This window comes from Kribbella sp. NBC_01484, from assembly GCF_036227145.1.
Classification (GTDB): Bacteria; Actinomycetota; Actinomycetes; order Propionibacteriales; family Kribbellaceae; genus Kribbella.
This window is the reverse complement of the sequence record NZ_CP109437.1, coordinates 7,719,259-7,742,956: the sequence shown is the minus strand read 5'-3', so window position 1 is coordinate 7,742,956 and position 23,698 is coordinate 7,719,259. Positions and strand designations below refer to the sequence as shown.

Annotated in this window: 27 protein-coding genes; 17 read left to right on the top strand and 10 right to left on the bottom strand. The window is 66.0% G+C overall.

All coding sequences use genetic code 11. From position 1 onward, the window contains the following. Positions 1-194: 194 nt before the first annotated feature. Positions 195-839: a TPR end-of-group domain-containing protein gene (locus tag OG555_RS37400; RefSeq protein WP_329477926.1), complete on the bottom strand. Its 645-nt coding sequence runs from the start codon at positions 837-839 to the stop codon at positions 195-197. Between the two features lie 579 nt (positions 840-1,418). Continuing rightward, positions 1,419-1,784 carry a PRC-barrel domain-containing protein gene (locus tag OG555_RS37395; protein WP_329477924.1) on the bottom strand — a complete coding sequence of 122 codons (366 nt, stop codon included), beginning with the start codon at positions 1,782-1,784 and terminating at the stop codon, positions 1,419-1,421. A 345-nt stretch (positions 1,785-2,129) separates the two neighbouring features. Between OG555_RS37395 and OG555_RS43045 the strand changes: the two genes are divergently transcribed. Then, positions 2,130-2,675, top strand: a complete 546-nt coding sequence (locus tag OG555_RS43045; RefSeq protein ID WP_442914545.1) for a protein kinase domain-containing protein — start codon at positions 2,130-2,132, stop codon at positions 2,673-2,675. 561 nt (positions 2,676-3,236) lie between these two features. Here the strand turns inward: OG555_RS43045 and OG555_RS37390 are convergent. Beyond that, positions 3,237-3,794 (bottom strand): hemerythrin domain-containing protein, encoded by a 558-nt coding sequence (locus tag OG555_RS37390; RefSeq protein WP_329477922.1) that lies wholly within the window; start codon positions 3,792-3,794, stop codon positions 3,237-3,239. 156 nt (positions 3,795-3,950) lie between these two features. On the opposite strand from OG555_RS37390, the gene OG555_RS37385 reads away from it, so the two are divergent. Further along, positions 3,951-4,613, top strand: a complete 663-nt coding sequence (locus OG555_RS37385; RefSeq protein WP_329477919.1) for a DUF6766 family protein — start codon at positions 3,951-3,953, stop codon at positions 4,611-4,613. A 35-nt stretch (positions 4,614-4,648) separates the two neighbouring features. Here OG555_RS37385 and OG555_RS37380 read toward each other — a convergent pair whose 3' ends face one another. Continuing rightward, positions 4,649-6,118: an SDR family oxidoreductase gene (locus OG555_RS37380; RefSeq protein ID WP_329477917.1), complete on the bottom strand. Its 1,470-nt coding sequence runs from the start codon at positions 6,116-6,118 to the stop codon at positions 4,649-4,651. Positions 6,119-6,240: 122 nt separating this feature from the next. Between OG555_RS37380 and OG555_RS37375 the strand changes: the two genes are divergently transcribed. Then, a complete protein-coding gene (locus tag OG555_RS37375) occupies positions 6,241-6,936 on the top strand; it encodes a YihY/virulence factor BrkB family protein (protein WP_329477915.1) in 696 nt (231 codons plus the stop codon). Between the two features lies 1 nt (position 6,937). Here OG555_RS37375 and OG555_RS37370 read toward each other — a convergent pair whose 3' ends face one another. Further along, complete coding sequence (locus tag OG555_RS37370) at positions 6,938-7,615, bottom strand: GAF and ANTAR domain-containing protein (RefSeq protein ID WP_329477914.1); 678 nt, start codon at positions 7,613-7,615, stop codon at positions 6,938-6,940. A gap of 161 nt (positions 7,616-7,776) precedes the next feature. Between OG555_RS37370 and OG555_RS37365 the strand changes: the two genes are divergently transcribed. Continuing rightward, a complete protein-coding gene (locus OG555_RS37365) occupies positions 7,777-7,920 on the top strand; it encodes a GPGG-motif small membrane protein (RefSeq protein ID WP_329477912.1) in 144 nt (47 codons plus the stop codon). A 238-nt stretch (positions 7,921-8,158) separates the two neighbouring features. On the opposite strand, the gene OG555_RS37360 is transcribed toward OG555_RS37365, so the two are convergent. Together OG555_RS37360 and OG555_RS37355 are read right to left on the bottom strand one after the other, a co-directional pair. Continuing rightward, complete coding sequence (locus tag OG555_RS37360) at positions 8,159-8,656, bottom strand: SDR family oxidoreductase (protein ID WP_329477910.1); 498 nt, start codon at positions 8,654-8,656, stop codon at positions 8,159-8,161. Between the two features lie 192 nt (positions 8,657-8,848). Then, complete coding sequence (locus OG555_RS37355) at positions 8,849-9,103, bottom strand: hypothetical protein (protein ID WP_329477908.1); 255 nt, start codon at positions 9,101-9,103, stop codon at positions 8,849-8,851. 387 nt (positions 9,104-9,490) lie between these two features. Between OG555_RS37355 and OG555_RS37350 the strand changes: the two genes are divergently transcribed. The 7 genes from OG555_RS37350 to OG555_RS43040 all read left to right on the top strand — a co-directional run bounded on the left by OG555_RS37350 (position 9,491) and on the right by OG555_RS43040 (position 15,664). After that, positions 9,491-10,297 carry a GAF and ANTAR domain-containing protein gene (locus OG555_RS37350; protein ID WP_329477906.1) on the top strand — a complete coding sequence of 269 codons (807 nt, stop codon included), beginning with the start codon at positions 9,491-9,493 and terminating at the stop codon, positions 10,295-10,297. Positions 10,298-10,704: 407 nt separating this feature from the next. Beyond that, positions 10,705-11,358, top strand: coding sequence for a hypothetical protein (locus OG555_RS37345; RefSeq protein ID WP_329477904.1), 654 nt, complete (start codon positions 10,705-10,707; stop codon positions 11,356-11,358). Then, a complete protein-coding gene (locus OG555_RS37340) occupies positions 11,358-11,744 on the top strand; it encodes a hypothetical protein (RefSeq protein ID WP_329477902.1) in 387 nt (128 codons plus the stop codon). Before OG555_RS37345 ends, OG555_RS37340 begins: the two co-directional genes overlap by 1 nt. A 70-nt stretch (positions 11,745-11,814) precedes the next feature. Continuing rightward, positions 11,815-12,657 (top strand): sigma-70 family RNA polymerase sigma factor, encoded by an 843-nt coding sequence (locus OG555_RS37335; protein ID WP_329477900.1) that lies wholly within the window; start codon positions 11,815-11,817, stop codon positions 12,655-12,657. Between the two features lie 247 nt (positions 12,658-12,904). Beyond that, positions 12,905-13,375 (top strand): transposase, encoded by a 471-nt coding sequence (locus OG555_RS37330; protein WP_329477898.1) that lies wholly within the window; start codon positions 12,905-12,907, stop codon positions 13,373-13,375. 220 nt (positions 13,376-13,595) lie between these two features. Further along, the gene (ygiD, locus tag OG555_RS37325) at positions 13,596-14,453 is read left to right on the top strand and encodes a 4,5-DOPA dioxygenase extradiol (RefSeq protein ID WP_329477896.1); all 858 of its coding nucleotides are present in this window, start codon (positions 13,596-13,598) and stop codon (positions 14,451-14,453) included. A gap of 497 nt (positions 14,454-14,950) precedes the next feature. Next, positions 14,951-15,664 (top strand): NADPH-dependent F420 reductase, encoded by a 714-nt coding sequence (locus tag OG555_RS43040; RefSeq protein WP_442914463.1) that lies wholly within the window; start codon positions 14,951-14,953, stop codon positions 15,662-15,664. A gap of 130 nt (positions 15,665-15,794) precedes the next feature. Here OG555_RS43040 and OG555_RS37320 read toward each other — a convergent pair whose 3' ends face one another. Continuing rightward, positions 15,795-17,630 carry an FAD-dependent oxidoreductase gene (locus tag OG555_RS37320; protein WP_329477894.1) on the bottom strand — a complete coding sequence of 612 codons (1,836 nt, stop codon included), beginning with the start codon at positions 17,628-17,630 and terminating at the stop codon, positions 15,795-15,797. Between the two features lie 152 nt (positions 17,631-17,782). Here OG555_RS37320 and OG555_RS37315 point away from each other — a divergent pair, with 152 nt between their 5' ends. Both OG555_RS37315 and OG555_RS37310 read left to right on the top strand, forming a co-directional pair. Continuing rightward, positions 17,783-18,370 carry a TetR/AcrR family transcriptional regulator gene (locus OG555_RS37315; RefSeq protein WP_329477892.1) on the top strand — a complete coding sequence of 196 codons (588 nt, stop codon included), beginning with the start codon at positions 17,783-17,785 and terminating at the stop codon, positions 18,368-18,370. Positions 18,371-18,705: 335 nt separating this feature from the next. Continuing rightward, a complete protein-coding gene (locus tag OG555_RS37310) occupies positions 18,706-19,653 on the top strand; it encodes a slipin family protein (RefSeq protein ID WP_329477890.1) in 948 nt (315 codons plus the stop codon). A gap of 262 nt (positions 19,654-19,915) precedes the next feature. Here the strand turns inward: OG555_RS37310 and OG555_RS37305 are convergent, their stop codons facing one another. Further along, positions 19,916-20,287, bottom strand: coding sequence for a hypothetical protein (locus OG555_RS37305; RefSeq protein ID WP_329477888.1), 372 nt, complete (start codon positions 20,285-20,287; stop codon positions 19,916-19,918). A 68-nt stretch (positions 20,288-20,355) separates the two neighbouring features. Continuing rightward, positions 20,356-20,670, bottom strand: coding sequence for a TraR/DksA family transcriptional regulator (locus OG555_RS37300; protein WP_329477886.1), 315 nt, complete (start codon positions 20,668-20,670; stop codon positions 20,356-20,358). Between the two features lie 440 nt (positions 20,671-21,110). Between OG555_RS37300 and OG555_RS37295 the strand changes: the two genes are divergently transcribed. The 4 genes from OG555_RS37295 to OG555_RS37280 all read left to right on the top strand — a co-directional run bounded on the left by OG555_RS37295 (position 21,111) and on the right by OG555_RS37280 (position 23,696). Continuing rightward, positions 21,111-21,425 carry a hypothetical protein gene (locus OG555_RS37295; RefSeq protein WP_329477884.1) on the top strand — a complete coding sequence of 105 codons (315 nt, stop codon included), beginning with the start codon at positions 21,111-21,113 and terminating at the stop codon, positions 21,423-21,425. Positions 21,426-22,059: 634 nt separating this feature from the next. After that, the gene (locus OG555_RS37290; protein ID WP_329477882.1) at positions 22,060-22,578 is read left to right on the top strand and encodes a response regulator transcription factor; all 519 of its coding nucleotides are present in this window, start codon (positions 22,060-22,062) and stop codon (positions 22,576-22,578) included. Continuing rightward, positions 22,547-22,732 carry a hypothetical protein gene (locus OG555_RS37285; RefSeq protein WP_329477880.1) on the top strand — a complete coding sequence of 62 codons (186 nt, stop codon included), beginning with the start codon at positions 22,547-22,549 and terminating at the stop codon, positions 22,730-22,732. Before OG555_RS37290 ends, OG555_RS37285 begins: the two co-directional genes overlap by 32 nt. Positions 22,733-23,495: 763 nt before the next feature. After that, positions 23,496-23,696 carry a hypothetical protein gene (locus OG555_RS37280; protein ID WP_329477878.1) on the top strand — a complete coding sequence of 67 codons (201 nt, stop codon included), beginning with the start codon at positions 23,496-23,498 and terminating at the stop codon, positions 23,694-23,696. Positions 23,697-23,698 lie beyond the last annotated feature (2 nt).

Below are 23,698 nucleotides of genomic sequence, written 5' to 3'. Positions count from 1 at the left end.
CGAGAGACACCGACTGCTCCTGGGGTCGCCAATTACCAAGGCGCCCGCCTTCTGGAGCGAACCTGCGAACATCAAGCACCCCGCGGTCCGGAATCGCGCAAGTTGAAGCGAGAAGTCACGCGGTGTGCCAGCTGCGCCTGCCGAGCGGCGTCCCAAAAGGGCCACGCGGCGATATTCGAGGCTGGAATTGAGGTCTAGCCCTTGATCAGTTGCTTGAAGGCGGGTTCGTTGCGGATCGGGTCCAGGTCGGAGTCGGTCGTTGCGGATGCGCGGAACTCCGCTGACATATCGATGGCGTGCTGGAGGTGATCGAGCGCATCACTGGTCCGGCCGGAGCGGCTCTCGCAGCAGGCGAGGTTGAAGAACAACATGTGGTACTGCGGACTGGCTGCCACGAGATCGCCGAGGCGGTCGGCGACCTCGGCGTACCTGCCGGCTTGATAGAGCGGGGCAAGCGGAGCCCACACTTCCCATCCTCGTGCGTCGTACGCCCGTCCTGGCGTGCCTTCCAGTGCGATGACAGTCGTCCCTGCCTGCGTGGCGGAGGCGGTTCGCTTGGTGCGGGGAGGGGCGGAGACGAGAGTTCCGGCCGGGGCGTCGACCTGGTCACCGTCAATCTCGAACACGGCGTGGCCGCGCAGGACGAGAAAGAGTTCCTGGTCGGCGGTGGGGTCGTCCTCGTCATGCTCGTTGATGACGAGGTCGCCCGCGGAGTGGGCCGTCCAAGCAGTCACACCGAACGCCGTGATGCCCAGGTGGTGCCGGATCGGCCGATAGTGACAGCCTGCGTCGTTGAATTCCTCGATAGCGTCCAGATGCGCAACCATGTAACCGGCCACGGGTACCTCCGTCCTTGTCGTCAGCACCGGAAGTTCGCCTTCATCGTAGGAGCGGTTCCGGACGTTCTACGTCCGGTTGACCACCGAAGCTCGCGACGACCTGTGTCGGCCTGGTCTCGCGGCATCTCCGGCTGTGGTTGCGGCGCCCGGGCACCGTGACTGAGGCGCGAGCCCGGCGATGTCGAATGCCGGTGGCTGACGACATGGCCCGTAGCGGGGTCGTGACCGGCGTACCGCGCACGCCCGAGCAGCTGGACCGAGGTGCTTGAGGTGACACCCCGGCGGTGCCCGTACAAGTGGCTCGCAGGTGCCAAAGCTGCCGCCGCGATCGTATGACCGGACTTCACGGCGCTGCGAGCCGGCCGCGGCATCGCAACCGGTGTGCGAAGCAGCACCAAGGTTCCTGTTGCCTGAGAACGTGCCCGCTCGCGAAACGAAAGGTCGCTGTCCATGACCGTTGCTCCGGGCAACTGCTGCGGGGTGATCGTGGGCGGTCCGTGCGTTCGGCGGCCGCGGGCCGGTGGTGGTGCGGACCGTATCTGTGGCGCGCCGGTCGCCGAACGCTCGGGTCAGGTGTGGCTACATGCCGGGGCGGTAGGTGTCGTCGTAGTAGCCGCTGAGCCGGGTCCGGTAGTCGTCGTCGACGCCGGCGTCGGAGTTGTACTCAGGGGCGTCCTTGATCTGGTCCTTGGTCCGGTCGACATAGACCTTCTTGTCGTCGTGGTCGACCTTCTCGACCACGCCGGCCGGCAGCAGCACCTTGCGCCCGAAGATCCACGGTCCGGTGTCGACCACCAAGCTGGAGGTGCCGGTCTGGTCATTGGCTTCGTCGACCTTGCCGATATCACCGTCAAGGGCGGCGATCTTGTACCCGGTCAGGTCGGTGCCCTGGGTGTAGCCGGCCGTCGTTCGGTAGTTCCAAGGGTCGAATGCATTCATCGACATGGCGGTTCGCCTTTCGTACAGGTGGGCGTTGGCCCAGCAAGGGAACCCGTGACACGCGCGCGCCAGCCCGAGACCGGCACCCGGTGTCTCGAGCATGGTGCAGGCTCGGTACCCACCATCCGGCGGATCAAGCAAGACCCTGCGGGGGTTCGAGTCCAGGTCCATGTGCCAAGTCAGTGCGAGCTCACGTCGCGCACCTTCGGCGAATGCCTCGACGCGCGTCGCCGACGTCAGTCAGTTTCGGTGTGTCGGCGATTGACGCTTAGGGCCGCGGGAGCCAGGTGACTTGGGCGAATCTCTTCGTTTGTCTGAGGGTACCGAATAGCGGTGAGGCGAGTGGGAGAGATGATCGCGGCCCGGTACAGGGTTGTCGACGTCATCGGGCGCGGCGGGATGGGGGAGGTGTACCGGGCGACCGATGTGGTGTTGGGCCGCGAGGTGGCTGTCAAGGTCATGCGGCCCATCCCCAACACGCTTGCCGCGGGGAGCGCTTCCTCCGCGAAGCGCGGGCCAGTGCACGGCTGCGCCATCCACACGTGGTGGCCGCTTATGACTTCGGTGAGTACGGCGCGGCCTACTACCTGGCAATGGAACTTGTTCGGGGGCCGAACGGTAGGCGAAGAGCTCAGGCGGCTCGGTCCGCTCCCGGCGGCCCGGGCCGAGCACATGTTCAGGCAGGTCGCTGCCGGGTTGGCAGCCGCGCATGCCGAGGGCATAGTCCACCGGGACATCAAGCCTGACAACCTTTGTCTATGCCCTCGGGTGTGTGCTGTACCAGCTCCTCACCGGTCGTCCGCCGCTCGTCTCCGAGAGTCCTGCGTCGGTCATGTTTCAGCACGTCCAGCGCGAACCGACACCACCGACGGAGCTTCGGGCGGAATTGCCCAGTGAGCTCGAGGCGCTGACTCTCCGGATGCTCACGAAGGACCCAGCCAACGACCGACCGCGGGTGAGATAGCGAACGGCGTCCGGCCGCCGATCGTCATGGTGTCAGAAGCCGACATGGCGACAACGGTGATTCTGCCCGTACGTCGGAAAGCCACGAGAACGGTGTTCATCGGGGTCGCCGCGCTCGCCGCTGTCGCGGTGCCGGCAACTATTGGCGTCCTCTCTGGAGCCACAGATGAACAGCTCCCGACCACCACTGACCTCGCGCCGTCGGAAGCCAAACGCACCGCACCGCCCATCGCCCCGGTTCCGGCGAAGACGTCCACGCCGACGGCTGTGCGGACGGTTACCCACACAACGACGTCCAAGCCCTACGTGGCGCCCCGAAGGTGAGGCAGACCAGACCAAGGCGAACCTCATGCAGGGCCGGCGAAAAGGTGAAGGACGCCTTCAAAGACTGACGCCTTGAGTGTTGGTCGGTCCCTGGTGCTGTCGTCTCAACACCGGGGACCTGGGATCATGCGGCGGACCACCTCCGGTCGCTTCCGCCTCGTGCAACATCCATCAGTTGTCAGCCTCGCTCTGCAGCTTCTTCTGCAGTTTGTCCTTGGTCAAGCCGGACGTCCCTGCGATGTCGGCGTTGCTTGCTTGCTGCGCGAGCTGGTCCCGGGTGATGTCGCCAGGTTGTTCACCGAGGTGTTGTTTGCGACTGGCAACGAAGGCCTCGCCCAGCTGGGTACGGCGCTCGTCCGACAGATTCGAGCGCATCCCGGGCAGAACCTTGGTTTCCTCCTCCTCGACATGGTGGGACACCGCGTCGACGAGGTTCTGCAGGGCCTTGTCGAACTCGGCCGACGTCGGATCGGTCTTGGCGAGCTTCGCGAGCAGTTGGTCGGCCTCGATGTGCTCCTGCTGGCTGTGCGACACCTCTTCCTTCTCACCGGCCTCTGCCGCGGCCACCGGGTAGACCTCTGCCTCTTCGGCTCTGCTGTGAGCGGTCAGCAAGGTGGTGAGCACCGGAAGCAGGTTCGGGCGCTTCTCCGGGTTCTCCTTGAGCTCCTCGAACAACCGTTCGACCTCGCGGTGGTCCTGCATGATCAGATCGACAACATCAACGGGCATTTCAAGCTCCTCTCGCCGGGTCTGGTGCCTGGCCCGGTACCCCGGCGCAATCCCGCCTGCCGCTCCCATCAGGCGTAGTGCGTGAGGTCGTTCGGGCGAGTGAGGCGAGGACTCGTGGGTACCTGGCGGCCATAGGCGTGGATCGGGATGGTGCTGATGCGTTGGGTTCGGCTGCGGGCCTTGTTGCTGGTGAATCTGGGGTTGTTCGCCTTGTTCCTGGTGGGCGTGTTGCTCACCGGGCACGCGCACGAGAACGAGGACTTGTCCGATCACGGTCAGCCGACCGAGTCACTGGCCGCGTATGCCGGGTCGTCGTCGTTCGGTGAGACGGTCTTCGAGAACTGGGAGTCGGAGTTCTTGCAGATGGGGATGTATGTGCTGCTCACGACGTTCCTGGTGCAGAAGGGGTCGGCTGAGTCCCGGCCGATCGGCGAACCCGCCGAGCAGGACGAGGATCCGCGGGACCATCGCAACGATGCCAGGGCTCCATGGCCTGTGCGGCATGGGTCGGAGCTGGTATTGCGGTTGTACGAGAACTCGCTGGCGATCGCGTTCGGGATCGTCTTCTTCTTGTCTTTCTGGCTGCATGCGGTGACCGGCGCGGGTGCGTACAGCCAGGATCAGCAGCTGCACGGTGGCCAGGCCGTCACGGCCTGGCAGTACGTGCGTACGTCGCAGTTCTGGTTCGAGTCGTTCCAGAACTGGCAGAGCGAGTTCCTCGCGGTCGCGGCGATCATCGGCGGCTCGGTCTACCTGCGCCAGCGTTCCTCATCGCAGTCGAAGCCTGTGCATGCCCCGAACGATCAGACCGGCGATTGATCCGACGGCTCAGACACCGGCACCACTCGGCTCCGTCAGAGTGCGCCTGTGGCGGCGGAGGCGATGTTGCGTTGCATGCCGCCGAAGACGAGCCCGTGGAACGGCTTGATCGCCCACCAGTACAGGTGGCCGGGCAGGCCGCGTGGGTGGAACAGCGCACGTTGGCGGAAGACGGTGTTTCCCGCGTCGTCGTGGTCGACCACGAGTTCGAGCCAGGCCAGGCCGGGGAGCCGCATCTCGGCGCGCAGCCGGAGCAGCTTGTGGTCTTCGATCTCTTCGACGCGCCACCAGTCGAGCGGATCGCCCACGGACAGGTCACGTGGATTGCGCCGGCCGCGGCGCAGACCCGGACCACCGAACAGTCGGTCCAGCAGGCCGCGGGCCCACCAACCGAGGCGCCAGGAGTACCAGCCGTTTCCGCCGCCGATGCCCTCGATCACCCTCCATAGCCGGTCGGGGCTCGCGGGTACTACGGCCTCGCGCTCGTCCACGTACAAGGAACCGCCGGACCAGTCGGGATCACTCGGCAGGGGATCGCTCGGCGCGCCGGGCGTTGACGCCGACGCCCAGCTGGTTGTCACGTCCAGGTCGCGGACCCGCTTGAGCGCGAGTTCCACCGCCCGATCGAAGCCGATCAGTCCGGACTCCGGATCGGGCACGTACTTCGCGATGTCGTGCTCCTTGCAGACGACCTCGTGGACCAGGCTGTCGACCAGCGGTCTGGCGATGCTGCTCGGTACCGGGGTGACCAGACCGATCCAGTGGCTCGACAGCGACGGCGTGAGGAGCGGCAGCAGGACGATGCGTCGTTGGTTGAGGTGGGCAACCTTCGCGTAGCGCTGCATCATGTCGCGATAGGTCAGGACATCAGGCCCGCCGACGTCGAATCCGCGGCTCACGCCGGCCGGCATCGACGCGCTGCCGACCAGATAGTGCAGGACGTCGCGTACGGCGATCGGCTGGATCCGCGTGCTGAGCCAGCGGGGGGTGACCATCACCGGCAGGCGATCGGTGAGGTGCCGCAGCATCTCGAACGACGCCGAACCGGAACCGAGAATCACGGCCGCGCGCAGCACAGTGACCGGTACGCCGGATGCCAGCAAGATCTCGCCGACCTCGCGCCGGGATGCCAGATGCGGCGAGAGTTCCTCGCCTTCGGGGTAGAGGCCGCCGAGGTAGACGATGCGGGGCACGCCGGCCTCCCTGGCAGCCGTCCCGACCGTCAAGGCATTGTGCCGGTCGCGCGCCGCGAACCGCCGGCCGGTGCCGAGGGAGTGGATCAGGTAATAGGCGATGTCAACGTCGTTCATCGCCGCCCGCAGTTGCCGTGGGTCCCCGGCATCCGCTTCGACGACGTCGACCTCGTCGTACCAGTCGTGATCTCGGAGCCGGTCTGGGTTCCGTGCCATCGCGCGGACCCGGAAGCCGGCCTCGAGCAGTTCCGGCACGAGGCGGCCACCGATGTAGCCCGTGACTCCGGTGACGAGAGCAAGACGCTGGTTCATGACTCCCGGTGCCCTGCGCGTGCCGAGCGATGCGGTCGAGATTCCATCGCAGCCGGTCGAGTTGCTTGGTTTGGGTGTTTGGTGGCGGGTACCGGGCGACTAGTTTCAGTGGTCTCGCGGCCATGCCGGCGTCAGGGCGCGATCTGCTGCTCCAGCAGCTCGACGCTCTGACCTCGGCGCCACGGCAGGGGCTGGGGATCGGCGTCGCAATCGCCGTCGTGGCCGCGTTGTGGAGCGCGTCAGGAGGTGCGGGGTACCTCCTGACCGCTGTCAACCTCGCGTACGACGAGGACGAGACGCGCGGGTTCGTCCGCCGCAAGCTCCTGGCACTGGGCATGACGTTGGGCGCGATCGTCTTCGTCCTGCTCGCGATCGCCCTGTTCACGGCCGGCGCGGCGATCGGGAACGATGTGGCCACGCCGGTCCGGATCCTGCTCGAGGCGGTACGGCTGGTGCTGGCCGTCGTACTGATCACGGTGGCGCTCGCGGTCACCTACCGGCTGGGGCCGGATCGGGACGCCCCACGCATCCGCTGGGTGTCCACGGGCGCCGTGGTCGCGACCGTCATCTGGCTGATCGCGTCGATCGGTTTCTCGATCTATGTCGAGACGTTCGGCAACTACGCCAAGACCTACGGCAGTCTGGCCGCGGTGGTGGTCCTGATGTTGTGGCTGTGGCTCACCGCGTACGCCGTACTGCTCGGAGCCGAGATCAACGCCGAAGCCGAGCAGCAGACCGCCCGGGACACGACGAAGGGCGAGCCGCGTCCCCTCGGCGAGCGGAACGCCGTCAAGGCCGACTCCATCCCGCGGCAGTAGGTCAGTTGTCCTTGTCGAAGGTCGCGTTGAGATCCTCGGCGAGCTTCCGCAGTTTGACGTTGCCGTCCTGGGACAGCCGGGTGAGGAACGCGAAGGCGCGCTGATCGGTCAGCTGGTAGCGTTCCATCAGAATGCCGACGGCCTGACCGATGGTGGTCCGGGTCCGCACGGCTTCCTGGAGGTTCTGGATCTCCTGCGCATAGTCGATCACCGCCGCGGACTGGTGCGCGAAGAGCTGACCGAGGGCGCCGAGACCCTCGAACGAACCCACGTGGAGCGAGTACAGGTTGAGCGCGCCCTGCGACTTGGGGGCATCGAACAGCCGGATGCCTGCCTGCGCCCGGATGCCGGCCTCCACCGCGACGGCTGCGTAGCGGAGGAATCGTGAATCTGCCGCCAAGTTCGGCGCGCTGACGTGCACCGCGTCCGTCGCGGCGTCGTAGCAGGGCCCTTCCTGCAACTCGTACTGCGCCGCGTCGAGTCTCAACAGCATGTCGTCAGTCGGTGCCGCAGTTTCCAGCCGGCCATCGGCGCACTTCACGGTGATACTCGCGTAGTCGACCTCGGGCAGTACTTCGACCGCAGCCGCAGTGATCCGACCCAGGGTATGGTCCAGATCACCCGGAGTCAGCGACTTCGAGAGCCGACGTGCGGTTTCGATCAAGCGTTGCTCATCCACGCTCGATCGGTACCCCCCTCCGCAAACATGAACCAAGGACACTCACTTCGGCCACGTGACGGAGAACGGCTTTGACTCCGGTCGTTTGAAGTTGGGTACAGAGGCTCTGGCGCGGGAACTCGCCGGCAAGCATCGGTCCGGCCCAAGTGATGGGAACTACCGTGGGTCTCATTCTGTGGATCATCGCGGCGATCCTGGTGATCGCCGGCATCTTCTCGATCGTTCGCGGTCAGCTGATCTGGGGCATCGCTCTGATCATCATCGGCCTCCTCGTCGGTCCCGGTGGCGTCAGCATCTTCACCTGACCCCAGCCGCTGGCCGGATTCTGATCAGTCATCCGTCAGACGTGGACCTGCATGTCCGGCGAGACAGAGTCATCGGTCGTCGACCTGGACCCACGTCTGCGTCATCGGCATCCGGAATGTGTCGATGCCACGACCGTGGCCGACGCGGTGGGTCACCACGTACCGCAGTATTGCGGTGTCGCCGACCACTGCTCGCCATCCGCACTGGCCAACGCGTCCGCCCGGGCCAAGGCAGCGGCTACGACTTGGTCCTCGACAGTGCCCATGACATCCATTTCTTGGAGCTGGATCGAATCCGCGGGACGGCGCAGTCAGATGATGGTGGCTTAGGGCAACGGGCGGCCGCCGGTGGCGCCGATACGTTCACCGGTGTGCGAGTTCGGCGGGCTGACCAGCTCGACCGAGCGGGGTGTCGGCGCCGAACTCGTCGACCTTCTCCGGTGGCATGGTCGCGGGGATCAACGGGGTCCAGGTGGGTCCAGGAGGCGACGGCATTGACCCGCATGCCCTTGGGCGCGAGTTCCTGGGCCAGACCTTTGGTGAAGTTGAGGATGGCGGCCTTGCTGGTGGCGTAGTCGAGGAGGTTCGGCGACGGGTCATAGGTCTGGATCGAGGTCGTGTTGATGATCGCCGTGCCCGCGGACAAGTGTGGCAATGCGGGCTTTGCAGAGCCAGAACATTGCCGTGTCCAGGATGCGGCTGCTGCTCCGGATCCTGCTGGTCGGGCCCGGGTCACGACTGCGCGGATCTGTGCTCACTGTGTGCCCGCCGTCAGCCGGCATGAAGAATCGGCTCGATGCGAGTGCGGGTACCCGCTCGAAAGGTGATCCATGCCCGGACGTCCGCGGTGCCCGAGCCTCCTTCTTTGCTCTTAGCAACAACATCGGCCGGCGACTATGAGGCATGAGGACACAGCCGGCCGATCGAATCAGGCGTCGGTGGCCGGCCGGATCGTTTTGATCGGTGAACGAGGTGGGAACCGTCCCGAGCCGTAGATGTTGGTCTCGACGACCGCGCCGGCGGCGTCGCGGATAATGTGCTGGGCTTGCGCCCACCGGGCGACTTCGGCGCCGATCGCGACCTGCCGCAGCCGTGGGCCGCCGCTGGAGAACGGCTCACAGCCGGGTCGGCGGTTCTTCCAGACACCGTTGTCGCAGTAGGTCTCGACATCTTTAGCGTCCATCGCCAACCCCCTCGTGCTATTTGGCCTGCCAGCTGGCAGGGACCTGTCCACCGACGACGTAGCACCTGTACCCCGCCACAATCGTTCGTTCCAGCCACCAACGGCTCTCGGCAACGATGCGAGTCCCTTCATGACGATGTCCTCGCGTTTGTTCGAGGGTCCGGTCGACTCGTGATCGACCGGCGGCCGCCGCAGGGGTCGCAAGACGTCCCGGGAGAAGGGCCCAGCGGTGGACGGGGGAGATGCACCAGGCCTAGGCCCTTCGGTATGCCCCAGAACTCTTAGCGTATTCCGATACGGACCAGTCCGATACCTCGTGTGGGCGCGGCGTGCGTCGCTCGGAAGTGGGGAGGCAACTCCTGGATCCCCTAGACAGACGCTTGACTGATGTCACCCGACGCCTTCGCCCGGTTGGCAGTCGAGTTGCATGGCGCGGAAGGGCTCGAGGAGACCGTCGATGCGGTGGTGGACTTCGCGCTCCAAGCCCTGAACTGCTCCCATGCCGGCATCGCCCTCCACAGCCGCGGACGGCCGCAGGTGCCGGCAGCAACCCACCCATTGGTGTGCGAGATCTTCCATCACGCCATGGCGACAGGACACGGGCCGCTCGTCGAGGCGATGCGAACCGGCCAGGACGTCATGGTCCGGGACACGGCCATCGACCCGCGCTGGCCCCAGTGGGCCGCGGAGGTCGGGGAACTCGGCGTCCGCGCCGTCTTGGACGTGCCGCTCACCACTGCCACGGGCAGCGTCGGGATGCTGGGCCTGTACAGCACCGCACCAGACGCCTTCGGCCCCGATGACATCGCGGTCGCGCACATACTGGCGCGGCACGCCTCGGTCGCGCTCGCCAACGCCCGCCACGAGGCGAACCTCGCGCAAGCGGTCGACGCCCGCAAACTGGTCGGACAGGCGATGGGCATCCTGATGGAACGCTATGACCTCGACGGCGACCGGGCCTTCACCGTGCTCAGACGCTACTCGCAAGACACCAACACCAAGTTGCGCGACGTCGCTCAGCAACTGATCGACACACGCAAACTCCCCGGCACCGAAGCCCGGCGATTGAACACCGAAGCCGCTGCCGGAATCAGGGCGGCCACCGAGCTTCGGCGCGCGGTACAGCGAACGCCCAGATCCGGAGTCTGGTACGGCGAGCTGCTGCCGACCGTCGTGGTGCTCACCGGGGCGTGACGTCCGCTGCTTCAATCGCGTCAGCATGCCCTCTTCAGAGGAGACGAGCCTGTCATCGAATGGACGACGGATGATGCTTGTCATCCATTCGATGACGTGCTAAAACGGTGCTGCGTATTGACACCGAAGTCGACAGTCTGGAGGTGGAACGATGTTGATGCGCACCGACCCGTGCCGCGACCTGGACCGGTTGACTCAGCAACTCAGCGGTGCCTCGTCGCCAGGGACATGGTCGAGGCCGAACCCGACGCGGATCGGATCACGGCGGAGTACGAGAACGGCGTATTGACGGTGAAGATCCCTCGTCACCGCGCGGGCCGAGCCGCGCAAGATCAGCATCGGTGGCGGGATTCCCAGCCGCGTCAGATCAACGCCTGAACCGCGCCAAGGGACACAGGAGATCCTGGATGTACCGAGCTGAGCGGCCCGACGGACTTGACGAGGCGACCGATGCGCTGGCCTTCGTCACCGGCGTACTACGCGAGCTCGATGCTGACGGCAACGATTCCGACCAGTTGCTCGAGGCACTGGTCCGGATCCGCGCGGTCCGGGATCACCTGGCCGAGTGGGAGCCCAGGTTGATCGACCAAGCGCGGGCCGCCGGCACCAGCTGGGCACAGCTGGCGCCGGCGCTGGGGGTGGCGAGCAGGCAGGCGGCCGAGCGGAGGTATCTGCGGATCAACCCGCAGTCGGCCGGCGCTGCGATGACGGGCGAGCAGCGTGTCCAGGCCGCCCGGGACCAGCGTGCGAGCGACCGGGCCGTCGCCACCTGGGCGCGCGACAACGCTGCCGATCTTCGCCGGCTCGCGGGGCAGGTCACCGCTTTGGACGGGCTCGATCGGCACACGCAGGAGAGCGTGGACCGGATCCATGATGCCCTGGGCGACAACGACTCCGCGGCCCTGCTCGGCCCGTTGGCCGACGCCGGCCCGCGACTCACCCGCGACCACCCGCAGATCGCGGACCGGATCTCCGAGCTGGGCGACCAGACCGACGAGGTCCGTCGGGCAACGACACAACGGCCGGGCGAGGCCCGGCAGAGCCAGGAGGAGGGACTCTGATGAGGTTGCTGTTCGAACTCCGACCGGTCGACCACCTGGACGCCAGCGTGGACGACTACCGCAGCCTCGGGCTCGAGCCGCTTGGATGGCCGGACGATGACACCGCCCTGCTCGGACCGCGCGGTGGCGCAGCGACGATCGTGCTGGTCCGTGATCCCGCCGAGAGCGCGCTCGGCGTTGGAGGTGTGTACGACGTGGGCGACGTCGGAGTCTTCTTCGGCGATCACCCGGACCTGGATTGGTTGATAGCGCCGGTCCGGTCGACTCTCGGCTGGTACGCGGTGTTCGCCGACCGGACCTCTAACTGCATCCGGCTGCTGGACCCGTCCCCACACCCGCCGAGCGCCGCGGAACCATCAACAGACCTGTTCGCCGTCGCCGGCTGAGAGCACCAACAACTTTGGCCGTGGTCCAGGGACGTGGCCACGCCGTGACTCCAGAGTCGCGAGGTCAATCATGCTTTCTGGTAGGAACAACGAGACAGTGCCGACGCAATGCTCGACGCCCGAAGAGCGGGCCGCGCGTGAAGCCGCCACCCAAGAACTGTTGCAGCGCCGGGAGCGAACGTCCAACGACGCCGAGCGGCAGGCGTTGATCGATCAGGTCGTCGAGCTCAACCTCGAGATCGCGCGCGGGATCGCCCGCCGGTTCCGGGCGCGCGGCGCCGAGGCCGATGACCTCGAGCAGGTCGCCTGCCTGGGCCTGGTCAACGCGGCCCACCACTACCGGCTCGACGCGGATACTCCGTTCATCGGTTTCGCGATCCCGAGCATCCGCGGCGAGGTCAAGCGGTATTTCCGAGACTGCGCGTGGACTGTGCGGATCCCACGCCGGCTGCAGGAGGTCCAGGCCTCGATCATGGCCAAGCTGCCCGAACTGCAGCAACAGCTGAACCGCGACCCGACCCGGGCTGAGCTTGCGGATTACCTCGCCCTGGACGTGGACCAGGTCGAGGAGGCGATGGCCGCGAACGGCTGCTTCGACGTGCTGTCCCTGGACCGCACGTCAGACGTCAACGCGAATCAGACACTGGCCGATCTGGTGGCTGCCGAGGATGACGGGACGGTCGACCAGTTGGAAGCGGTTGACATGCTGCAGCCAGTGCTGGAGGAGCTGGGGCCGCGTGAACGGCGCATCCTGGAACTGCGCTTCGTCGAGGGCTGGACCCAGACCGAGATCGGCAGGGACGTCGGCCTCAGTCAGATGCAGGTCTCGCGCGTCCTACGCAAGATCCTCGACGATCTTCGCGCAAAGCTCACCCCGACACAGGCGGTCGCCGGACCACCGTCGGCCGCATGAGCATTCTTGATCAGCCTTCCACCCTCACGTCGGGAGGTGACCGACTGAATACTCTTGGGCACCTGTGTGTCAGGTGACCACCAAGCCCGCGGGTCGAACGGTCACCAGGCCGCGCGCGTTGCGCATATCAGCGCGCGCGGCCGCCTCTGACCACCCGTTCCATCCTCCTCCGGAAACCCACTCCGCGCGGGGCGACGACTCGATCCCCGCCGCACCCGGACACGACCTGAGGGAGGACAGCGGGTACGTGCGCCGTGGCACCTGCTCAATCTTCTGCTGGGTCGAACCCCTGGCCGGCTGGCGGCGCGTCGAGGCCCGGCCACGACGGACCAGGCTCGAGTGGGCCCACCAGGTCCAACGGCTCCTGACCCTCGACTACCCCGACGCCCAGAAGGTGGTGCTGGTGATGGACAACCTCAACACCCACACCACCGGATCACTGTATGAGGCGTTCGCGGCCGAGAAGGCGTTCGCGGTGGCACAGCGTCTGGAGATCCACCACACCCCCAAACACGGCTGCTGGCTCAACATCGCCGAGATCGAACTGTCCGCGCTCACCCGCCAATGCCTGGACCGCCGCCTCGACGACCTCACCCTCCTGAACACCGAACTCGTCGCCTGGCAACAAGCCACCAACACCGGCCAGCGTCAGGTCGACTGGCAATTCACCACCGAAGACGCACGCATCAAACTCTGCCACCTATACCCCAGCAGTTAGATGCGACGACCTACTAGCCAGCCCAGAGCGATTCAATTTCATCACCTTCCCCTGGCCCACGCTGATGTGGCGCACCGGTCTGGTGCGGTGACGGCTCGGCCAATGTGGAGTAGGACGAGACCGTTCGATCGTCTGTCGGTTGTGGTGTCGGCGCGGTGGTGCGGCTGTGCGGCTGTGCGGCGTAAGGTCGGGCTCGGACTCGAACCGGGGGGAGACGAACGTGAACAACACCCGGATGCCCGTTGCTTTCCTTGGCCACGGCAACCCGATGAACGCGCTGCAGACGAACCGCTACACGGAGGCCTGGCGGATCTTCGGGGCATCTGTGCCGCGGCCCCGAGCCATCCTGGTCATTTCCGCGCACTGGTACACCAACGCCACCGCAGTCACCGCGATGCCGCGGCCCCGTACCATCCACGACTTCTACGGGTTCCCGCAAGAACTGTTCGACGTGCAGTATCCAGCGCCCGGGGCACCGGAGGTTGCGGAACTCGTGGCAGACGTCTGCAAGCCCAAGTGGGTGGGGCAGGACATCGACAGTTGGGGAATCGACCACGGCACCTGGTCGGTCCTCCTCCACGCCTTCCCGGACGCCTCCATTCCCGTCGTCCAGATGTCCCTCAATGCGTTCAAGAACTTCGACCATCACCTCGAACTCGGCCGGAAGCTGAGCCCGCTGCGCGATGAGGGGGTCCTCATCGTCGGCAGCGGAAACGTCGTCCACAATCTGCGCGCAGTCGACTACCGCAAACCGGACTCGGGGTACGACTGGGCTCTGCGTTTCGACGAGGCTGCACGCGAGGTGCTCGAGGGTTCTCCTACGGAGGTAACCGCTCTCGACGCCCACCCCGACTTCGCCAAGGCTGTTCCCACACCAGACCATTTCCTGCCCTTGCTCTACGCTGCCGGGCTCGCCGGCGACGAGCCATTCGATCTCTTGGTCGACGGACATGCCGCCGGCTCGATCTCGATGGCCGCTTACAGCCTGGGGCTCGACCGTGACGTGACCGTTGCATCCGACGCGGGGCCTGCCGCTCCGCTGCCCGACGGCTTCCCGACGGCCGACAGCAACCTCTGAATCAACGTCTCGACGCAGACGGAGTCAGCTGGCTCCGGGTACGCGCCTGATCAACGCTCCCGGCCTCGGATCGGCGGCGGCCTCGTGGAATGTAGCGAAAGCTCGGTGCGACCACACGAAGAAGGGAACATGAGCATGACGACGTCGAGCGGAGTTGAAACGATCCCTTTGATGCTACTCGGTGCGATGGTGGTGTTTCTCTCTGCCCGAGTTGCCGCGCGGGTGCTTCGTGTCGAGCTCACGGCGGGATAACCGTGGCGGCTGTTCACTCGGTCCGACCACGAGTCCCGACCGCTGCCCCCGCTCTCGAAGAATCACGTGGTGACCGCACCTACGTCCACGGGCCGTCACGGTCGTATGGCACTCTGCTGGACGCAACACAGGGGTTGACGCTCGTGGACAAAGGGAACTGCCGAGGGTAGGAACATCAATAGATGCATCCGTGCCCGTCGAGCAGTGTGTGATGGTGCAGGTAACGATTTGTCGGCGCAGGCAACATGGGTCGTGGTATCGGTACGCGGCTCGCAGGCGAGAAGAATCAGTTGCATATCCTCGCTCCCACAGTTGATCACGCAACCACGCTCGCCGCTGAGCTCGGCAGTGGGGCGACTGGTGGCGGTACGGACGACGCCATCGACGGCAAGATCGTCGTGCTGGCGACGCCGTACGACGGAGCTCTCGACTTCGTCGCGAAGCGCGGAGGCGATCTGACCGGCAGGGTGGTCGTCGACATCACCAACCCAGCGGACTGGGCTTCCTTCGACCGGCTGGTCATCCCGTCCGACTCATCGGCTGCGCAAGAGATAGCGGCGAGGCTGCCCGACGGCGTTCCGGTGGTGAAGGCCTTCAACACCACATTCGCCGGAACGCTGGCCAGCGGCGAGGTGGCTGGGCAGCAGCTCGACGTACTCGTTGCTGCGGATGACCAGGACGCGAAGGATCCAACTCGTGACATCGGCCGGCCCTGGGCTGGCAGATCCGGCCGACCACACAGTTGGATCCACATCGTGATGCGAAGCTCGGATTCAGTCAGGTCATGCAGCCAACTCCTTCCAGGACGAGGAGGTCCGGCGAGTCACCGGCGGCAGCCATCGACCGACTGCGCGACGTCACCCCGCAGGAGCCGCCGGCGAGTGAGTCGCAGTGAAACGTGTCGTTTCACTGCGACTTGGCGGAAGAGCCCTCCGGGCGGACCGGTTCGAGGGACGTGAGAAGAGGTGCGTCGCGCAGCGCGTCGGCGTGATCCCGACAGCAGACACTGGCCGTGCGCCGGGCGTCCCTTGGCCTCGGATCCTCTCAGAGATGGACAAGGCACGTCTCTGAGAGAACCTATAAGTTTGCTCAGGCGGCCTTCTGCCGCTGCGCTGCTTCTCGTCCCGCGAGGTGGCCGAACACGAGCCCCAGCGAGATCGTGCCTCCAGCCCCCCCGTAGAAGCCCTTCGTGGGTGCACCTCCCGCGTTGCCGGCGGCGTACAGGCCCGGAATGACCTTTCCCTCGGTGTTCAGCGCGCGCCCGAGGGCGTCGGTCTTAGGACCGCCCACGGTGCCGAGCGCGCTGGCCCCGACCTTGAGTGCGTAGTAGGGCGCGGTGTCGACCGGGCCGAGCACGCTCGACTTCGGGCTCTTCAGCACGGAGCGGATGATCGTCGCCAGGGGACCGACGACGATGGAGCGCAGGTGCTCGGGATCGTTCTTCTTCGCCACTCGTCCCGCGAGCCGGCTCACGACCGGTCCGATCGCCGCGGCGATGCGCATCCGGGCCTTTGCGGTGGCCGCGGGGAACCGTGCGTCGGGCGAGTTCTTGCCCAGCCGGGGATAGAAGGCGCCGAAGTACCGGTCGAACAACGTGTCACCGCGATGGAACTGCGGGTCGCGAGCGCGTGCGGACTCGGGGTTGAACCGGTCGACCGTGCGGAGCAGTCCCAGCTCGTCGACGTCGATCTTGGCCGCGAGCTCCGATAGCGTCTCGGCGCGGTGGAGGTAGTCGGGTACCTCTCCGCCCGGGGTGATGCCGAAGATCCCGAACTTTGTCCAGTAGTTCTGGTCGAAGATCAGCCACGCAGTGGCGTTTGGCATAGTGCCCGTCTCCGGGTCGATCTCTCGCATGATCTTGCCGAGTTGGTCGTACGGGAGGGCCTCGTTGGCGAAGCGCTCACCCATGCTGTTCACCATGATGCTGTGTGGCAGAGCACGCTCACCCAGGAACACACGACTGAGTGGACGGCCCTCCAGTTCCTCACCGGGCAACTGCACGCTGGGCATCCACCAAGCGTCGTCCACGCCGGTGAGATCAGCGCCCACTTCTTGGGCCAACTGCACCGCGATGCCGTCATGGCCCTTCGGAGATACCTGTAGGCCGAAGGGCGCACCGAGGTAGGTGGTAGTGACCTCGGGTGAGCTCTCGAACCCGCCGCTGGCCAGCACGACCCCTCTGGTGGCTCGCACCGTGTGCTCGACGCCATCGGCTAGGACCACGACGCCGTGCACTCCGGATTCGTCCGTGACGAGCCGGACCGCGGGAGCCTCGACACGTACGTCGACACCGTTGCGCAGGCTGGCCTCGAGCAGGGCTCCGACCAGTGCCGGGCCGGCGAGCCAGGCGTCATCGATACCGATCCCACCCAGCAACCAGAATGGGAGCGGATTCTTGGCCATGCCTGTTGTCAGCGCCGGTCGCACGAACTTGGCGGCCTCGCCCAGTCCCTCGGGGGAGTAGGGGCCGGGAAAGAGTGCCCGGCCGACCGACGCGCCATCGATGTCGGAACGGTAGTCCGGCCAGATCGTCGGAATCCATCCGAAGGAGGTGTGCTCTTCGATGAATCGGGCGACATCCGGCCCTGTGTGCAGGAACTGCTCCACCAGGTCGTGGTCGAGGATCTTGTCCCGGCCTTCGCCATAAAGGTAACGGCGGGCCTGATCCAGGTCGTCGCTCACCTTCAGGTCCTCGGTGGAGTAGCCGTGGTTGGGGATCCACGCTGCACCGGCAGAGATCCCAGTGGCGCCACCGACGATCTCCCGGGACTCCACAATCAGGACCCGCGCCCCCTCCTTCGCGGCGGTGAGGGCCGCCATCAGTCCCGCTCCGCCGGAGCCGACGATTGCCACGTCCACCTCGTCGGGGATGCCGCGCTGTGCCACGCTCCCGATGGAGCCGTGGTGCTGAGTCGAGCTGGCCATGATGTCCTCCTACGATCGGTCTGGTGTGACGTTTCCTCTGCCGAGGACCGTGAATTCAGCGGCGGTGCGAGGTTGTCGCCACTCCGAGATTTTTTGCGATACACTCGCTGTAGCGTAAGTGGATGAAGATCTATTCCCGGGAGACTGAACCCATGCCAAGCAGCACCTCCGGTCGCGGCCGGCCCCGGCTCGCGTCGACCGACCAGGACATCATCCGAACGGCACTCGGACTGCTGCGTGAGAAGGGCCCAGCCGCGGTGAACATCGATGCGGTCGCGGCGCGGTCCGGCATCGCTCGCACGACGATCTACCGCCGTTACCGCAGCCGAGACGAACTGATGAGCGTGGTCCTCGAGCACCTGATCGACCCCGCCCCCTTGGCGCCAGACCTCCCGGTCGGCGAGAAGCTGCGATGGGTCCTCGATAGGATCCGCGAGATCCTGGAGAATCGACTCGGCCCGGGAGCTACCGCCGCCATCATCGCCAACAGCGATCCCGGCTTCACCGCCGCAGTACGCGCACGACTGGCCAACCGGTTGAGTTCCCTCGCCGACCTGATGAACCTCGACATCAGGACTGGCCGGCTTGACGCCAACGTCGACCCCGACACTGTGCTCGGCATATTGATGGGCACCTACCTCGCCGAGGTCCTCAGATTCGGCACCCCACGCAAGGGGTGGGCCGACCGCGCTCTCGCGTTCCTGACTCCCGCAGTGAGTCCACGCCGGCCCGCGCGCTGAGGCAGACATGTCCGCGCGTACGACGAATTCGTTGGAGTCACCTACGGCCGCCCGCTGCACACGGAGACGAGAAGCCGACCGAGTTCCTTACAACGCGAGGATCCGGGCGACGTTCGCCCTGCCGAGCCCCAGCCGCTGTAGCCAGCCGCGAGGTTGCCGGTACTCGGCAATGAGCGTGTCCGACGTTCGCCGACAAGGCCCGTACCGAGGCCGTGCGTTCGACGCCATCATTGGCTCTGTGCGGACCGGGAGTTCGTCGCAGGAATTCCGTACAGCCAGTTGTGCCTGCGGGTCGTCGGTGACGACACCGCGGAGCCCTTTCCAACGGAGCAAGAATGATCGTCTTTGACGTGGTGCTCGTGGCACTTGTCGTTTGCCTGATCGCGGCGGCGGTAAGCGTTCGCGTGGTCAGGCAGTTCGAGCGAGGAGTGGTGTTCCGGTTCGGTCGGGTACTGCCGGAGATCCGGCAGCCCGGCTTGGTGCTGCTGGTGCCGATTGCCGATCGGCTGCAGAAGGTGAACATGCAGATCATCACGATGCCGGTCCCCGCGCAGGACGGCATCACCCGTGACAACGTGACGGTTCGCGTCGACGCGGTCGTCTACTTCAGCGTGGTCGATCCGGTGCGGGCGGGCGTCGACGTCCAGGACTACATGTCGGCCATCGGTCAGGTCGCACAGACCTCGCTGCGGTCGATCATCGGGAAGAGCGACCTGGATGACCTGTTGTCGAACCGGGAACGCCTCAACCAGGGAATGGAACTGATGATCGACAGCCCCGCGCTGGACTGGGGTGTTCACATCGAGCGGGTGGAGATCAAGGACGTCGCGCTACCGGAGACGATGAAGCGGTCAATGTCGCGTCAGGCCGAGGCGGAGCGGGAGCGCCGGGCCCGCATCATCACCGCGGACGGTGAACTGCAGGCGTCGGAGAAGCTCGCCCAAGCAGCCGAAGTGATGACCGAACACCCGGCCGCCCTGCAGTTGCGGCTCCTGCAGACTGTCGTCGAGGTCGCCGCGGAGAAGAACTCCACACTGGTGCTGCCGTTCCCCGTCGAATTGCTTCGATTCCTAGAACGATCAACACCTCCCGAGACCACCGCGAAGTCGACCGGTGCCGGTGCGTCGCAGCCCACCGAGCCTGCGGCCGGCAACGCAGTACCGACTCTGACGATCAGAGCACAAGGGGCTGCGTTGGCCACGTCCCATGAGGCGGCCGGGTCGGCACAACCACAGTGGGGCGGACTACCCACAGGTTGTGCCGACCCGGCATGGCAGCCGTGATGAGACGTTAGCGCTCATAGCGACACGCGCGCCACGGAGGGCCACCGTGTACGGGGCGGGCGCGGGGTTGAGCCATGCAGGAGAGTTGTTTGACAGTTGGTAGGTGATGGCCGCGCAGATCAGCCACCATGTCGCGGATCTCGTTGACGAGATCGTCGACTGTGATCGATCTCGGCAGCGTGCGTATCCGGCCGCCAGGCCCGAGCTGAGCCGGCTCCATGGCCAGGCGCCGGACGGACTGCCCCCATTCTGCGCAGTCCGCTCATCGTTGCACCTTGAGGAAAATCTGACACCGCGCGCAGTAACGCGCCTGGGTGTGGGCATCCAGGCGGTGCAGAGTGATGGTGCTGCCACACCAGCCGCATCCGCCTGAGCGGCCCGCGTCCATTCGGGCAAGCGCGGCCTCGGTTTCGGCCAGCGCGGTTTGTGCGGCGACTGTGAGTTTCTGACGGACCTCGCTGTGCGCCGCGCTGTCGTAGGAGCCTGTCGTATCGACGACATCGGCGGCGCTCGGGGCGATGTCTTGAAGTTGCTGAAGCCGGAACTGGCGATCTTCGTGCAGGCTCGCCCGGAGAACGGCGAGTTCCGCGGGAGTGAGTCGGTGGTTGTCGACTGCAGAGACCTGATGGGTCACGACGGGATCTCCTCGAGTGGGAGGCGAGCGCGTAGCTCGATCGGAAGGCGGGTGCGGACCCCGCGTGCTCAACTGACGCGTTGCTGGCACCCGACACAGAAGCGCACGTACGGCAAGATCTCGAGGCGTTCGACGGGTATGAAGGACCGGCAGCTCTTGCAGGTTCCGTAGGGGCCATCCGCCAGGCGCTCGCGGGCAGCGTCGATCTCCTTGAGCACACGCTCGATCGCGGCGGTTTGAGCCTCCTGCAGATCTTTGTCCGCGTGCGGTGCGGACTCCTCGATCGCCCTGAGTTGGGCAAGGCGGCAGTTGCGCTCGTGTTCGAGGCGCTGGCGGGCGTCGTGCTTGGTGAGGTTCGGCGCGCGGCCCAGGTCGGCGGTCACTTGCATCGGATCCTTTCAACGGGGACGGCAATGGGAGGCCGGCGTACGCGTTTGGAGGTATCGCGTACGCCGGCGGTCTTGAGTCGCCCGTCAGGCTCGTGAGTTGGTTCCGTCTCCACCATCGGCGATGCTGCGATCGTTCACTATCGGGCCTGACACCCATTTCGTGCGCGCGGAGACCTGCAGGTAGCGGTCGACAGATGAGTGTCAGGCCGGATCGACTTGCGCTGCGGTTGCAGGCAGGCTGGATGGTGTGTCACGTCTACTGATGGCCCTCACACCGCCTGCTCTGTATCTGCTCGGTCAGGAGACTGCGCCAGCGAAGGAAGGGGTGCTCTCGGTGCCATTGGTCTGGCGCATTCTCAGGCTGAACGCGGTGGTGCTTGCCGCCGCGACAGCATTACGGCTGTGGGTGCCGGGTAACGGTGTCTGTTCCGGTGGTGTTCACCGAAGCCCTGGTGCTGCTGGGCGGATTGGTGGTCATGCTCATCGCGAACGCCGTACTACTTCATGTGGGCCTGGCTCCGTTAGACCGGCTGAGCCGTCGCACGGCGACGGTCGATCTGCTGCGCCCCGGACAGCGTCTGCCGGTCGCCGGACAGGTCGGTGTTTCGCAACTGATCACAGCCTTCAACGACGTGCTGGCGCGGTTGGAGGCCGAAGGTGCGACCAGCAATACCCGGGTGCTGTCTGCTCAGGAGGCGGAGCGCCGACGGATTGCACAGGAGCTTCACGATGAGTCGGCCAGAGCCTGACGACCGTCTTGCTGGAACTCATCCGCGCGGCCGAACGGTGGACGACGCCGACCTGCGTGCGGACCTGCTCCATGCTCAGGAGACGACCCGGGAGAGTCTGGACGAAGTACGCCGACTGGCGCGCCGGCTGCGACCAGACGTGCTTGAGGACCTCGGTCTGGTCAGTGCGTTGACCGCACTGGTCACCGACCTGTCCACGCGTACCGGCCACGCGATACTTCACGATTTTCAGTCTGGTCTACCCGCATTGAACGAGCAGACCGAACTGGTCGTGCGTCGGGTCGCCCAGGAGGCACTGACGAACGTCGCCGCCACGCCGCGGCTGCCCGCGTCGCGATCTCCCTGCGGCACAGCGACGCACTTGTCGGTCTCCGGATCCGTGACGACGGCCGCGGCCGAGGGCTGGCCCACGAGGGTGCCGGAATCCGTGGCATGCGGGAGCGTGCCCCGCTGGTCGGCGCCACACTGGATCTGGGTGCCTCGCCGACCGGCGGCACGGAGGTGAACCTGGTGGTACCTCTCGAGCGGAACGGAGCATGAGCATGGCTGCACGGCAGCGATCCGCATACTGCTCGCTGACGGCCTGCAGGCTGCACGTGAGCTGTCGGGGCGGCGGCCCGACCTGCGGATCCTGATGCTGACGATGTACGACAACGAGCAGTACTTCTTCCAGGCGCTCAGGGCCGGAGCCGCGCGTTACGTGCTCAAGTCGGTGGCCGACCGTGACCTGCTGGAGGCCTGCCACGCAGCCATCCGAGGCTCTTCCTTTACCCGGAGCGGTGAACGCGCTGATCCGCAACTAGCTGAACCGTGTCCAGTTCGGTCAGGCGATCCCGGAGCAGATACTGACAGCCCGCGAGGAGGAGGTCCTCAAACTCGTCGCGAGGGACATTCCTCGAAGGAGATCGCCGATACGCTGTTCATCAGCATCAAAACGGTCGAGCGGCACCGGGCGAACATGCTCCAGAAGCTTGGAGTCCGCGACCGCTTGGAGCTCGCCCGCTACGCAATCCGGGCGGGCACGGATTCACCCCGCGTGCGAGTCGGCATCGTTGGAATGGTGCGGACCTGGAGGCGTGAGGTATCGCGGCTCCGAGATCCGTGGCGACGAGGAGGTTTCGATGACCGACATGGATCCGGTGGTACCACCTAGCGCTCCACCTGACCGGCACGCCGACAGCTCGCAGCCGTATCGCCGCGAACTCGAGGAGCAGCGACGGCTTCCTGCGACGTCGCCGCTGCGTGACATCGTCGACGTGTGGGGCGAGGATTCGTTCCCGGCCAGCGACCCGCCGGCGAACTGGTAGTCGGCCCGTGGGGACCACTCAGGCCGACGACAGCGACCCGATCCACGAGCAGTTGACGCACGTCGGCGCTGCGCGCGGTGCACCATGAGTGCGGCGTTCCAGCGCTTGTAGGCCCGGATCCGCCGCTCGATGTGCTCGTCGCCGGGGAAGACCGGCGCGGCGTCGGGTGCGATCGTGTTGAGATAGTCGGTACTGCCCAGATTCGCAAAACCGACGCGGCGGTCACGCGCTCGCTGCGGGATGCTGAGCAGCAGGTTTCGCGCCCTGTTCTGCCACGCATGGTCAACCACCTGGTTGAGCGATTCCAGCCACTCCTGGGTCTCTGAGGGATCCAGATCGAGCAGTCGGCTGTGTGCAAACCAAGGCCTTCTGGCAGGCCTTGGCCGCGTCGGTTCTCCAGGATGTCGTTGATCCGGTCGAGCACTCATCGCACCTTCTCGGCGACCGGGAGGTCGGCGGCCGGGGAGTCGCTCCGGGACCGCCTTCATCAACTCGTCCGGCTGGGTAGCGGCGGTGGATCGTCGTACGGACGACGCCGGATCGGGCTGCGACCGAATCGATGTTCAACGCGACGGGGCCCTTCGCGCGACGCAACTCGAGAGCCGCCTGGAGAGTGCGCTCGTCGGTCGGCTCGAGGCCCGGCCGGCCGCGACCGGTCGAGGTGTGGGGCATGGGTTCAGTCTGCCGGGAATAGATCTGCATCCATTTACGCTACATAAAGTGTAGCGATGAAAGGTCTTCTAGCGATGGAGGAGTGGTAACCATGACAGCGTCCGGCGGAAGCGACATGGTCCTGCTGATGCTGCTCGGGGTGACGGTGGTCATCATCACTATCCGAGTTGCCGCACGGGCCTACCGGATCAAGCAGGAAGCCTTGGCCAAGCAGGCGACCGCCGTCGTACGGCGGTCGATCGACGATCGCGCTTCACAGCGGGAGTCTGTGAGCAGCTCGGAGACGCGGTGACA